Origin of the sequence: Nocardia sp. No.11 (assembly GCF_038752175.1) — a bacterium.
In the GTDB taxonomy this organism is placed as follows: Bacteria; Actinomycetota; Actinomycetes; order Mycobacteriales; family Mycobacteriaceae; genus Nocardia; species Nocardia canadensis.
This window is the reverse complement of the sequence record NZ_JBCGFB010000158.1, coordinates 1-12,023: the sequence shown is the minus strand read 5'-3', so window position 1 is coordinate 12,023 and position 12,023 is coordinate 1. Positions and strand designations below refer to the sequence as shown.

Here is a 12,023-nt window from a genome sequence, read left to right as displayed (position 1 = left end):
GCCGTGCCGGCTCCGCCGCGACCGCGCCGCGCGAGCTGTTCGCCGACCGGCCGCGCACGATCCCGACGAACTCCTCGAGCAGTTCGCTGTCGCTGCCCGCGGGCCAGGCCAGCGCGATCTCGGTGAATTCGGTGTCGCTGACCGGCCGGTAGACCAGGTCGCGCCGGTGATGCAGCCGCGCGATCGACTGCGGCACGATCGTCGCGCCGCCGACCGCGGCGACCAGCGCGAGGGTGTCGGCGGCCTGATCGAGATCGGTGCCGTCCTGCAGCCGCTCCTCGGCCAGGTCGGCGGGCGTGATGGTCTCCAGCAGCGAGAGCGCGTCGTCCTTCTGGACAACCGCGACCGGGGTCTCCTGCCACAGCGGGATCGCATTCATCACGGTCCGGTCGATCGGCAGCCGGACGAAGCACAGGTCGACGCGCCCCTCGCGCAACGCGCTCTCCTGCTCCCCCTGCGCGACCCCGACGACCTCGAGCGGATGGTCCGGCAACCGGTCACCCCAGATCCGCGCCCATTTCGACACGGTGACACCGGGTACGAACCCGACCCGCAGGCTCGCGGGCGCTTCCGGTTTCTGCTCCCGCTCGGCCTGCTCCTGCGCACTGATCAGCGCCCTGGCATGGTTCAGCAGCGCCGCGCCGTCCTCGGTCAGCTGGGTCGGCGACGCCCCCGGCACGAACACCCTGGTACCGAGTTCGTGCTCCAGCTCGATGACGGTGGCGCTCAAGCTCTGCCGGGAGATCCGCAGGCCCTTCGCGGCCCGGGCGAAGTGCAGTTCCTCGGCGACCGCGACGAAGCGACGCAGCCGGGCGAGGTCGATGGAGTCGGCGGCGGTGACATCGAAGTCGCTCATTCTGACCAGAATATGGCACCCGCCGGGCGGCCCCGACCACCGATCACAGGTTCGACAGCACCCACAGCACGGCGATGATCGACCCGACGACGGCGATCAGGATCAGGAAGGTGGTCAGCACCGAGCCCCACCCGCTGCGCGACGGCGCCGGATACGGCATCGGCGGCGGCACCGGGCGCTGCCACCCGGGCGGCGCGACCGGGCGCGGTGCGACGGGCTGGTACGGGGGTACCGGCGGACGGTTCACCGGGTACGGCACCCCCGACCCGCTGACCGGGCTCATCGGCGCCATCCCGACGAACGGCTGCGGATGGGCACCGGAGGTCGGCCGCACCGTCGCCGCGCCACCGGTGCCGGTGCGCAGCGCCCGCTGCACGGCGTCGACGAATTCCTCGCAGGAGGAGAACCGGTCGGCGGGTCGTTTGGCGAGCGCGCGGGCCATCACGGCATCGAGCACCGGCGGCAGCCCGGCGCGGCGCGGGCTGACCGGCGGGGGCGGTGCCTGCAGATGCCCGGTGATGACGGCGGCCGGGCTGGGCGCCTCGTACGGCGCGGTCCCGGTCAGCAGCGAGTACAGCGTGCAGGCCAGCGAGTACTGGTCGGCGCGATGGTCGAGCGGGACGCCGGTGAGCTGTTCGGGCGCGGCGTAGGCGAGCGTGGCGGTGAACGATCCCGTCTCGGTGAGGTGACCGGAATCGTCTCGCAGCCGGGCGATCCCGAAATCGGTGAGGTACACCCGCTCCTGGCTGTTGGATCGGGCCAGCAGGATATTGGCCGGCTTCACATCTCGGTGCAGGACGCCCGCGCGATGCGCGTAGTCGAGCGCGGCGGCGGTCTCGCCGATGATCTGCACCGCCCGGTCCGGCGGCAGCGACCGCGGATCCAGCATGGACGCGTCGACCCCGTCGATGTACTGCATGCTGATCCACAGCTGATCGCCCTCGACGCCGCGGTCGAACACGGTCACGATGTTCGGGTGGTCGAGCTGGGCCACCAGATCGGCCTCCCGCTCGAATCTGGCCCGGATCTCCTTGTCGGAGTACAGCTCCTGGTTCAGCAGCTTGAGCGCGGTCCAGCGCGGCAGCCGGGGATGCCGGGCCAGATACACCGACCCCATCCCACCGCGGCCCAGCTGCCGGTCGATCGTGTATCCGGCGAATACCGTCCCGTCAGAAACCACTCTGACCCCCGAATCTCGCTCGTCGTCCGACGGGTGTGGACCCTACCAAACACCGTTCGCCGCGGTACGGGGTCGCGCGGACACCGGGGTCAGCCGAGCGGGAAGCCCGCGACGTCGGCGATCAGCGTCGGCATGTTCTTCTCCACCGTGTTGCCCGCGAAGGGGGTGTCGTCGGAGCCGCGATAGAACAGCAGCACCCAGCGCGCTCGGGCAGGTTCGGCGAAGGTCGACACGATCGCGGAGCCGACGTACCGGCCGCCGCTGGACCGTTCCCGGCGGTCGTCGGTGCGGGTGCCGGTGGTCGCCTGGCCGTGGTCCTTCGTCTGCTGCCGGAATCGGCCGACGACGTCGGCGGCGGCCTGGGCCGTGGGATAGGTGAAGAACGCGTAGTGGGTGTCACCGACGAAATTGTCGGCGCAGTTCCACTTCGCCTGGTAGCCGTCGAACGTCTTCATCCACTCCTCGCCGTACTTCGACGCCGTGAGGCGGCCCGAGCACAGCCGATCACCGATGACCCGGCCGCTGCTGTACCCGTCGGGCAGCATCTGCGGGAACGCCGCGTGCAGCGCGTCCATGTCCTGGTGTCCGGCGGAGCGGTGCAGGGCGTCGGCGAGCGGGGAGCTGTCGTCTTGCCACACCCAGTAGGTCGCGCCGAGGATCAGGGCCAGCACCGCGAGCAGGACCACCGGCGTCCAGGTGCGCCGTCGCGGCACCGGCCTCGGTCGCCCGGGATAGGGCGCGGGGGCCGCGAACGGTGGCGGGTACCCCGGAGAGCGTTGCGGCACAGCGGGATGCGGCAACGATGGATGCGCGAACTGCGGCATCGACTGCCCCGCGAACACGGTCGGCTGTGCCCCGGTGCCGCTGAGCGCGCGCCGCGCGGCCGCGACGAACTCCGCGCAGGAGTCGAAGCGGTCGGACGGCCGCTTGGCCAGCGCCCGAGCGAGCACGGTGTCCAGCGCGAGGGGCAGATCGGGCCGGTGCGCCCGCAGCGACGGCGGCGGCGATTGGAGGTGGCCCTGGATGACCAGCACCGGATTCGTCGCCTCGAACGGAGCGACGCCGGTGAGCATCGAATACAGCGTGCACGCCAGCGAGTACTGATCGGCGCGATGATCCAGATACGCACCGGTCAGCTGTTCGGGCGAGGCGTAGGCGAGCGTGGCGGTGAAGGTGCCGGTCTGGGTCAGGTGGTGCACATCGTCGCGGGGCCGGGCGATCCCGAAGTCGGTCAGCAACACCCGCTCCCGGCCGTCGGTGTCGGCCAGCAGAATATTGGCGGGCTTGACGTCGCGGTGCAGCACGCCGTTGCGGTGCGCGTGATCGAGGGCCGCCGCGGTGCCCTCCACGATGTGCAGCGCCCGCTCGACCGCCACCGGGTGTTCGATGGTCGCCGCGTCGACGCCGTCGACGAACTGCATGCTGATCCACAGCCGCCCGTCATCGACACCCCGGTCGTAGACCGTGACGATGTTCGGATGCTCCAACTGCGCCGCCAGATCCGCTTCCCGCTCGAACCTGGCCCGAATCTCGGTGTCGGCGAACAACTCCGCGTTCAGCAGCTTCAGCGCGATCTGCCGGGGCAACCGCGGATGCCGCGCGAGATACACCGATCCCATTCCGCCACGGCCGAGTTGGCGCTCGATGGTGTATCCGGCGAAGACATCGCCCGTCGCAAGCATGATTCCCCCGTTGTCCCGCCGTTCGGTCCGGCCGCCGGTGCGCATCCCGCCGGTCGGCCACCATCAACCTAGCGCCTGACCACGCGGGATCGGACATCGTGGCGCGGCGGTCGGCGGGTGCCGCGAGATCGCCCTCCGGCGATGCCGGACGACGCTCAGTCTTCGACGCGCACACCCATCGACCGGGCCGTTCCGGCGACGATCCGCATCGCCGCCTCGACGTCGGTCGTGTTCAGGTCGGGCAGTTTGCGGAGTGCGATGCGCCGCAACTGTTCCCGGGTGAGGGCGCCCACCGGTGTGTGGCCGGGCCGGGGTGAGCCGGGTTTGCCGAGTGCCGCGCGGATCAGCGAGGCCGTCGGCGGCGTCTTGAGCCGCATGGTCCAGCGTTTGCGGGCATCGATCGTGATGACGGCGGGGATGATCTCCCCGCGCCGATCGGCCGTCGCCGCGTCGTAGCGGCGTTTGACTTCGAACGGCGGGATGCCGGTGGGGCCGAGCATCTTGCCGAGAACCATGAGGGAGGCATTGCCCGCCTCGAGTTCGAGAGTGACTGTGACAGAGGCTGTTCCGCGCGCCATAGTCAACGATCTCGGATGCGGGCCTCGTTCCGGTTCCGTGCCGATAACGCCTGGGCCGCAACGTGATCGACACTCCGCCGACAACCCGGTGGCCGGCCTCGGCACGGGCCCGGATCCCGCGGTGCGGCCGGACCGCAGGTGCCCGGGTCTCACCGATGGCGGCGCTGCCGGTCCGGCACGACGAGGCCGATGCCCGTCCGTTGTGACTTCGCGACCGGCACGCGCCCGTGTTCGAGTCGCCCCGCGCGCCGCGGCCTGTCAGGCTGGAGCCGTGAAGCGTGATGTGTCCGCGAGCATGGAGATCACGGTCCACGCCGACGCGGTACTGCAGTGGCAGATCGCCGTCGCCCGGCAACCCGGCCTCGATCTGATCGAATCCATGACGTGCGTACTCGACGGCGAGTACGTCACGCCCCGCGAGGTGATCGGCCCGCACCATTCCCGCCTGCACGTGCTCGACGCGCAGGCAGGCACGCTGCGGCTGGACTACCAGGCGACGGTGTTCGGCACCGCGATCCCCGCACCGGCCACCGACTACGAGATCGCGCTGTACCGGCGGCCCAGCCGCTACGCCGAGTCGGACAAGCTGCTCGGCTACGCTGCCGCCGAATTCGGTTACGGCATCGTCGATCCGGACATGGCCGCTCGGGTGGCGGCGTGGGTCGGCAGGCGGATCTCCTATGTCCCGGGCAGCAGCGCTCCGATCGACGGCGCGGTGGAGACCCTGCTGTCGGGCACCGGCGTCTGCCGCGACTTCTCCCACCTGGTGGTCGCGCTACTGCGCGCGGTCGGCGTCCCGGCCCGCGTGGCGGCGGTCTACGCCCCCGGCTGCGTGCCGATGGACTTCCACGCCGTCGCCGAGGCCTACGTCGACGGCGCGTGGCGCGCGCTCGACCCGACCTGCCTGGCGCCACGCTCGAGCCTGGTCCGCATCGCCACCGGGCGCGACGCCTCCGACATCGCCTTCCTGGACAACCACGGCGGCGACATCACGCTCAACACGCTGACCGTGAACGCCTTCGTCGACGGCCCACTGCCCTACGACGACTTCACCCAGCCGATCGGCATCGAGTAGTGGATCAGCCCTCGGCGGCGAGCTGGCCGCAGGCGGCCGCGATCTCCTGGCCGCGGGTGTCGCGCACCGTGCACGAGACGCCCTGGGCGATCACCCGGCGCACGAACTCGCGCTCGACCGGCTTCGGGCTGGCGTCCCACTCGCTGCCCGGGGTCGGGTTGAGCGGGATCAGGTTCACGTGCACGAGCGGGCCGAGGGCCTTGTGCAGCTTCTTGCCGAGCATGTCCGCCCGCCACGGCTGATCGTTGACGTCGCGGATCAGCGCGTATTCGATCGACACCCGGCGCCCGGACTTGTCCGCGTAGTACCGAGCGGCGTCGAGCACTTCGGCGATCGACCAGCGGTTGTTCACCGGCACCAGGGTGTCGCGCAGCTCGTCGTCGGGAGTGTGCAGCGACACCGCCAGCCGCACCGACATGTCCTCGTCGGCCAGCTTGCGGATCGCGGGCGCCAGGCCGACGGTCGACACCGTCACCGAGCGCTGCGAGATGCCCAGACCGTCGGGCGCGGGCGAGGTGATCCGGCGGACCGCGTTCACCACGCGCTTGTAGTTGGCCAGCGGCTCGCCCATTCCCATGAACACGATGTTGGACAGCCGGCCCGGGCCGCCGTGGACCTCACCGTCGCGCAGCGCGGCAGCCGCGGCGCGCACCTGGTCGACGATCTCGGCGGTCGACAGGTTGCGCGTCAGCCCGGCCTGGCCGGTCGCGCAGAACGGGCACGCCATGCCGCAGCCCGCCTGGCTGGAGATGCACAGCGTATTGCGATCGGGATAGCGCATGAGCACGCTCTCGAGCAGGGTGCCGTCGTGGGCGCGCCAGAGCGTCTTGCGGGTGTCGCCCTCGTCGCAGGCAAGGTGCCGGACCACCGACAGCAGCGGCGGGAACAACGTCTCGCCTACCTTCGCGCGCACGTCGGCGGGCAGATCGGTCATCAGCGCCGGGTCGGCCTGCAACCTGCCGTAGTACTGCCGGGCCAGCTGGTCGGCGCGGAACTTCGGCAGTCCCAGCTCCTGCACCGCGACCTTGCGTTCGTCCGCGTCGAGGTCGGCGAGGTGACGCGGGGGCATCCCGCGACGCGGGGCATCGAACACGAGGGGCAGGGAGGTGGCCATAATTCCACCATTGTCCCAAACGCGGCAACGGCCCCGGTGGGCGGGCCGCCACGCCGAACGTCGTTATCGAGAAGATGCGTGCACGGGTGATAGCTGTCGGCAATGATCGAACCATGTCCACCAATGCCGAATCAGGGTCGTCACCGGCCGCGCCCGAGCCCGCGGCGCCGACGAGCGAGCAGACCGACACCACTCCGCACCGCAAGGACACGCAGGCTCCGGCCAAGCGCGTCACCCCGAAGGGTGTGCACGGCTCACGCACCGGCTACACCTGGATCGGCCTGCTCGCCGCCGCGATCATCGGCATCGTCCTGCTGATCTTCATCATCCAGAACCTGGACCAGGCGCAGGTCAACCTGCTGTTCTGGGACTTCTCGCTGCCGCTGGGCATCACCGTGCTGCTCTCGGTGATCGCGGGCGCGCTGGTGATGGGACTCGTCGGCGGGGTGCGGATCCTGCAGCTGCGCCACGCCGCGAAGAAGCCCTGACGCTCAGAGCAGCGCGCTGAGCACCAGCCAGGACACGAACGCCGAGGGCAGCATCGAGTCGAGGCGATCCATGATGCCGCCGTGGCCGGGCAGCATCGTGCCCATGTCCTTGATGCCGAGTTCGCGCTTGATCTGCGACTCGATCAGGTCGCCGCAGGTCGCCACGACCACCAAGCCGATACCGAGCACGACGCCGATCATCGAGTTCGCCTCGAGCAGCAGCGTGACGGTCAGCAGACCACCGATGACGCTGAACACCAGCGAACCGCAGAACCCCTCCCACGACTTCTTGGGGCTGATCGCGGGGACCATCGGATGCCTGCCGAACAGCACGCCGGCGACATAGCCGCCGACATCGGAGCACACGACCAGGATCATGAACGTCAGCACCCGCAGGTTGCCGTCGGGTTCGAGCAGCAGCAGTGTCGAGAACGCGGCGAGCAGCGGGATCCAGGTGAGGGTGAACAGGGTGATCGCGGTGTCGCGCAGGAAGTTCTTGGGCGCGGTGCTCAACCCGTGGTCGAACAGCCGCCACACCATGCAGACCAGCGCTGTCGCGGCGAACGCGCCGACCACGCCTTGGGCGCCCCACGGCCAGCCCAGCCAGAACACCGCCTGGCCGCCGACCAGCANACCAGCGCTGTCGCGGCGAACGCGCCGACCACGCCTTGGGCGCCCCACGGCCAGCCCAGCCAGAACACCGCCTGGCCGCCGACCAGCAGCGGGATCCGCGGGACCAGGACGTCGGCCTCGCGCAGTCGCTTGGCGACCTCCCAGGTCGCCACGCCGACCGCCGCGCCCGCCACCCCGATGAACACCTTGGGGACGAACAGCAGGATCGCGATGAGCGACAGGCCGAGGCCGAGGCCGACCGCCAGCGCCGCGGGCAGGTTACGACCCGCGCGCGACGTCGGCGCCTGCGGCTCGGCAGGCGCCACGTCGTCCGGTGTGCCTGCCGCCGCGGCGGTCTCCTCGACCCGGTCCGGCATCGGCTCCGGTGCCGCTCCGGTGGCGGCGGCGTCTTCGGCCACGATTGTCCCGTCGCTCAACTCGTCGTTCCGTTCATCCCCCGCACGAGCGGGACTGGCGAGATCTGCGCTCAGACCTCGAGCAGTTCGGCTTCCTTGTGCTTGACCAGCTCATCGATCTGGCCCACGTACTTGGCGGTGGTCTTGTCGAGCTCCTTCTCGGCGCGCCCGACCTCGTCCTCACCCGCCTCGCCATCCTTCTGGATCCGGCCGAGTTCGTCCATCGCCTTGCGCCGGACGTTGCGAATCGAGACCTTGGCGTCCTCGCCCTTGCCCTTGGCCATCTTGACCATCTCGCGGCGACGTTCCTCGGTGAGCTGCGGCACCGTGATGCGCAGGATGTCACCGTTGTTGGTCGGGTTCACGCCCAGGTCGGAGTTGCGGATCGCGTTCTCGATCGGGCCGAGCTGGCTCTGCTCGTAGGGCTTGATCACCACCATGCGCGGCTCCGGCACGGTGATGCTCGACATCTGGGTGATCGGCGTCAGCGACCCGTAGTAGTCGACCACGACACGGGCGAACATGCCCGGGTTGGCGCGGCCGGTGCGGATGGTTCCGAGGTCGTCCTTCGCCACCGAGACGGCCTTCTCCATCTTCTCCTCGGCATCGAAGAGCGCTTCATCAATCACGACCGGTTCCTCCACAGCGTCGTCATCGTCATCTTCCGCGGTTGCGGGATCAGGACCGAACCAAGGTGCCGATGTGCTCACCGGCGACTGCGCGGGCAATGTTGCCCTTGGTCAACAGATTGAACACCAGAATCGGCATCTGGTTGTCCATGCAGAGACTGAAGCACGTGGCATCTGCCACCTTCAGGCCCTTCTCGAGTACTTCCTTGTACGTGATCTCGGTGTACATGCTCGCGTTCTTCTCCACGCGAGGGTCGGCGTCGAACACGCCGTCGACCGCTTTGGCCATCAGCACCACGTCGGCGCCGATCTCGAGCGCGCGCTGGGCGGCGGTGGTGTCGGTGGAGAAGTAGGGCATGCCCATGCCCGCACCGAAGATCACGACGCGGCCCTTCTCCAGGTGCCGCTTGGCCCGCAGCGGGAGGTACGGCTCGGCGACCTGCCCCATGGTGATGGCGGTCTGCACGCGCGTGTCCACCCCCTGCTGCTGCAGGAAGTCCTGCAGCGCAAGGCTGTTCATCACGGTGCCGAGCATGCCCATGTAGTCCGAGCGGGCGCGTTCCATGCCGCGCTCCTCCAGCTCGGCGCCGCGGAAGAAGTTGCCGCCACCGATCACCACGGCCACCTGCACGCCGGTCTCGACGATCTCGGCGATCTGCTCGGCCACGGTCTGCACGACATCCGGGTCGAGGCCGACCCCGCCGCCACCGAACATCTCCCCACCCAGCTTCAGCAGCACCCGGTTGTATCCAGGGCGGTCGGTACCCGGGTCGGTCATGGGTGTTCGTCTCCTTCGGCAAGGTCGATATGGGTCGAACTGCGGGCACGCGAATCGGCCACACAGCAAGGCGAAGCGGCATCCATCCTGCCTTATCCGGTTCGCGTCACCGCACAAGACCCCCTTGCGCAACGCGGAGACCCCGGAACCGGGGGCAGGTGCCGTCAGGAATCGGCAAGAGCCCCTCGGGGGCAGACGGACGCTGCTCCCGAGGGGCTCTCGTTCAGGCGGATCAGGCCTGGCCGACCTCGAAGCGGGCGAAGCGGGTCAGGGTGACACCGGCCTCGTCCAGAAGGGCCTTGACGGTCTTCTTCGAGTCGGTGACCGACGCCTGCTCGAGCAGGACGACGTCCTTGAAGAAGCCGTTGACGCGGCCCTCGGTGATCTTCGGCAGCGCGGCCTCCGGCTTGCCCTCTTCGCGGGCGGTGGCCTCGGCGACGCGACGCTCGTTCTCGACCAGCTCGGCCGGAACCTCGTCACGGGTGACGTAGCGGGCCTTGAGCGCGGCGACCTGCATGGCGGCGGCGCGGGCGGCCTCGGCGGCGGCATCGCCTTCACCGGTGTACTCGACCAGCACGCCGACGGCGGGCGGCAGGTCCGACGCACGCTTGTGCAGGTAGGTGGCGACCGGGCCCTCGAAGGAGATGACGCGACGCAGTTCCAGCTTCTCGCCGATCTTGGCGGCCAGCGCCTGCACGGCCTCGTCGACGGTGCCGTTGTCGAGCTTGAGCGCCTTGAGGGCGTCGAGGTCGGCCGGCTTGCCTGCGGCGGCAGCGGTGACGACGGCCTCGGCCAGCTCCTGGAACTCCGCGTTCTTGGCGACGAAGTCGGTCTCGGAGTTGATCTCGACCATGACGCCGTCCTTGGCGATGACCAGGCCCTCGGCGGTCGCGCGCTCGGCGCGCTTGCCGACATCCTTGGCGCCCTTGATGCGCAGCACCTCGACGGCCTTGTCGAAATCGCCGTCGGACTCGGCCAGCGCGTTCTTGCAGTCCATCATGCCGGAGCCGGTGAGCTCGCGGAGCCGCTTCACGTCAGCAGCGGTGTAGTTCGCCATCGGGGGCGAGCCTCCTCGTGTGTGGGGTGCTTGGGTGTTTACACCACCTTGCCGACCGCTTCTGAATTCAGAAGGGCCGGCAAGGTGAACGTAGAGCTACCGATCAGCTCAGAAGTCGGCCGGGGTGTGCTGCGCCGGGTCGGCCTTGACCTCGGCCTCGGCCTCGGCGGGCGTCTCGACGGCAGCTTCGGCGGCCGGGGTCGCCTGAGCCAGCAGCTCCTGCTCCCACTCGGCGAGCGGCTCACCGGCGCCGGCCTCGGGCTTCGCGTCGCCGGAAGCCTGGCCCGCGCGGGCCTGCACGCCCTCGGCCACCGCGGAGGCGACGACCTTGGTGAGCAGAGCGGCGGAACGGATCGCGTCGTCGTTACCCGGGATCGGGTAGTCGACCAGGTCGGGATCGCAGTTGGTGTCCAGGATCGCGATGACCGGGATGTTCAGCTTGCGCGCCTCGCCGACGGCGATGTGCTCCTTGTTGGTGTCGACGACCCAGATGGCCGAAGGCACCTTGGCCATGTCGCGGATACCACCGAGGGTGCGGTCCAGCTTGGTCATCTCACGCGTCAGCATGAGGATTTCCTTCTTGGTGCGACCCTCGAAGCCACCGGTCTGCTCCATGGCCTCGAGCTCCTTCAGGCGCTGCAGGCGCTTGTGGACGGTCGAGAAGTTGGTGAGCATGCCACCCAGCCAGCGCTGGTTGACGTAGGGCATCCCGACGCGAGTCGCCTCGGCCGCGATCGACTCCTGGGCCTGCTTCTTGGTGCCGACGAAGAGAACGGTGCCACCGTGGGCGACGGTCTCCTTGACGAACTCGTAGGCCTTGTCGATGTAGGTCAGCGTCTGCTGCAGGTCGATGATGTAGATGCCGTTGCGGTCGGTGAAGATGAACCGCTTCATCTTCGGGTTCCACCGACGAGTCTGGTGCCCGAAGTGCGCGCCGCTGTCGAGCAGCTGCTTCATAGTTACGACAGCCATAGCTCCCGTATCTCTCTTTCGTTGCCGGTTGACGCAGCCGATCGGCGATCGACTGCCCTGGCGCCACCGAAACCGCCGGACCCAGGTCTGCGAGACCGGGACCAGCCGACGATTCCACTGTTCATCCGTTGGAGAACTCGCGCGAACATGCCCTCACGGACTGCCTGCGTATGCGAGCGGCGACCGGATGGACGAGCACGGGTGGCGCGCGAAGTCGGTTCCTGCTGTGCCCAGCACAAACCGCGTTGATCAGTCTACGCGGAGCGGGGCCAGGCCCGAAATCGCCCCCTGACAGCGCCCGCCGAAACAGGTGGTGAAGTGCGCGGTATCCACATCCGGCGAGGTTGTCCCCAGTTGCCGGATCGGAGGTCTGCCCGGGGTGATCTCCCCCGAGAGTAGGGGCATGAACACCTTCACACGAACCCTGATCTCCACGTTTCCGCTGCTCTGCGCCACGGGGGTGCTGGCGGCGCCCGCCGCGGCGCATCCCGGTGCGGAAACGCCCGTCACCCCGGTGTGTGGCGCGGCCGCCGTCGCACCCGAGCGGCACGGGGCGGCGGCGCCTCCGCGTGGTGACGCGACGCCC

The 12,023-nt window shown here is 69.4% G+C and carries 11 protein-coding genes and 2 pseudogenes; 3 read left to right on the top strand and 10 right to left on the bottom strand.

What is annotated here, in order from left to right:
* From V8688_RS28885 to V8688_RS28870, 4 genes and pseudogenes are all read right to left on the bottom strand, one after another.
* Window positions 1-856 (bottom strand): LysR substrate-binding domain-containing protein (locus V8688_RS28885; RefSeq protein ID WP_342802116.1); only part of this gene is annotated, 856 nt, incomplete at its 3' end.
* A 394-nt stretch (window positions 857-1,250) separates the two neighbouring features.
* Window positions 1,251-2,036 (bottom strand): annotated as a pseudogene (locus V8688_RS28880) (serine/threonine-protein kinase); the annotation flags it as partial.
* Window positions 2,037-2,125: 89 nt separating this feature from the next.
* Window positions 2,126-3,718, bottom strand: a complete 1,593-nt coding sequence (locus V8688_RS28875) for a serine/threonine-protein kinase (RefSeq protein WP_342802115.1) — start codon at window positions 3,716-3,718, stop codon at window positions 2,126-2,128.
* A 155-nt stretch (window positions 3,719-3,873) separates the two neighbouring features.
* Window positions 3,874-4,296 (bottom strand): uL11 family ribosomal protein, encoded by a 423-nt coding sequence (locus V8688_RS28870; RefSeq protein ID WP_218718492.1) that lies wholly within the window; start codon window positions 4,294-4,296, stop codon window positions 3,874-3,876.
* Window positions 4,297-4,567: 271 nt separating this feature from the next.
* Here V8688_RS28870 and V8688_RS28865 point away from each other — a divergent pair, with 271 nt between their 5' ends.
* Window positions 4,568-5,371 (top strand): transglutaminase family protein, encoded by an 804-nt coding sequence (locus V8688_RS28865; RefSeq protein WP_316575562.1) that lies wholly within the window; start codon window positions 4,568-4,570, stop codon window positions 5,369-5,371.
* 4 nt (window positions 5,372-5,375) lie between these two features.
* Here the strand turns inward: V8688_RS28865 and rlmN are convergent, their stop codons facing one another.
* Window positions 5,376-6,485 carry a 23S rRNA (adenine(2503)-C(2))-methyltransferase RlmN gene (rlmN, locus tag V8688_RS28860; protein WP_342802114.1) on the bottom strand — a complete coding sequence of 370 codons (1,110 nt, stop codon included), beginning with the start codon at window positions 6,483-6,485 and terminating at the stop codon, window positions 5,376-5,378.
* A 113-nt stretch (window positions 6,486-6,598) separates the two neighbouring features.
* On the opposite strand from rlmN, the gene V8688_RS28855 reads away from it, so the two are divergent.
* Entirely contained in the window at window positions 6,599-6,973 is a 375-nt protein-coding gene (locus tag V8688_RS28855; protein ID WP_316575564.1) for a lipopolysaccharide assembly protein LapA domain-containing protein, read from the top strand.
* A 3-nt stretch (window positions 6,974-6,976) separates the two neighbouring features.
* Here V8688_RS28855 and V8688_RS28850 read toward each other — a convergent pair.
* From V8688_RS28850 to rpsB, 5 genes and pseudogenes are all read right to left on the bottom strand, one after another.
* Window positions 6,977-7,962 (bottom strand): annotated as a pseudogene (locus V8688_RS28850) (phosphatidate cytidylyltransferase).
* A 110-nt stretch (window positions 7,963-8,072) separates the two neighbouring features.
* Window positions 8,073-8,630: a ribosome recycling factor gene (frr, locus tag V8688_RS28845; protein WP_030202900.1), complete on the bottom strand. Its 558-nt coding sequence runs from the start codon at window positions 8,628-8,630 to the stop codon at window positions 8,073-8,075.
* 49 nt (window positions 8,631-8,679) lie between these two features.
* The gene (gene pyrH, locus V8688_RS28840) at window positions 8,680-9,408 is read right to left on the bottom strand and encodes a UMP kinase (protein WP_316575565.1); all 729 of its coding nucleotides are present in this window, start codon (window positions 9,406-9,408) and stop codon (window positions 8,680-8,682) included.
* Between the two features lie 232 nt (window positions 9,409-9,640).
* Window positions 9,641-10,465, bottom strand: a complete 825-nt coding sequence (gene tsf / locus V8688_RS28835) for a translation elongation factor Ts (protein ID WP_218718497.1) — start codon at window positions 10,463-10,465, stop codon at window positions 9,641-9,643.
* A 108-nt stretch (window positions 10,466-10,573) separates the two neighbouring features.
* Entirely contained in the window at window positions 10,574-11,437 is an 864-nt protein-coding gene (gene rpsB, locus V8688_RS28830; protein ID WP_189024364.1) for a 30S ribosomal protein S2, read from the bottom strand.
* 403 nt (window positions 11,438-11,840) lie between these two features.
* On the opposite strand from rpsB, the gene V8688_RS28825 reads away from it, so the two are divergent.
* A partial coding sequence (locus tag V8688_RS28825) for a hypothetical protein (RefSeq protein WP_342802113.1) occupies window positions 11,841-12,023 on the top strand: 183 nt, incomplete at its 3' end.

Bases quoted from the DNA above. Each gene is read 5' to 3' on its own strand.
- V8688_RS28875 (WP_342802115.1), bottom strand. From the start codon at position 3,718: ATGCTTGCGACGGGCGATGTCTTCGCCGGATACACCATCGAGCGCCAA.
- V8688_RS28870 (WP_218718492.1), bottom strand. From the start codon at position 4,296: ATGGCGCGCGGAACAGCCTCTGTCACAGTCACTCTCGAACTCGAGGCG.
- rlmN (WP_342802114.1), bottom strand. From the start codon at position 6,485: ATGGCCACCTCCCTGCCCCTCGTGTTCGATGCCCCGCGTCGCGGGATG.
- V8688_RS28855 (WP_316575564.1), top strand. From the start codon at position 6,599: ATGTCCACCAATGCCGAATCAGGGTCGTCACCGGCCGCGCCCGAGCCC.
- pyrH (WP_316575565.1), bottom strand. From the start codon at position 9,408: ATGACCGACCCGGGTACCGACCGCCCTGGATACAACCGGGTGCTGCTG.
- tsf (WP_218718497.1), bottom strand. From the start codon at position 10,465: ATGGCGAACTACACCGCTGCTGACGTGAAGCGGCTCCGCGAGCTCACC.
- rpsB (WP_189024364.1), bottom strand. From the start codon at position 11,437: ATGGCTGTCGTAACTATGAAGCAGCTGCTCGACAGCGGCGCGCACTTC.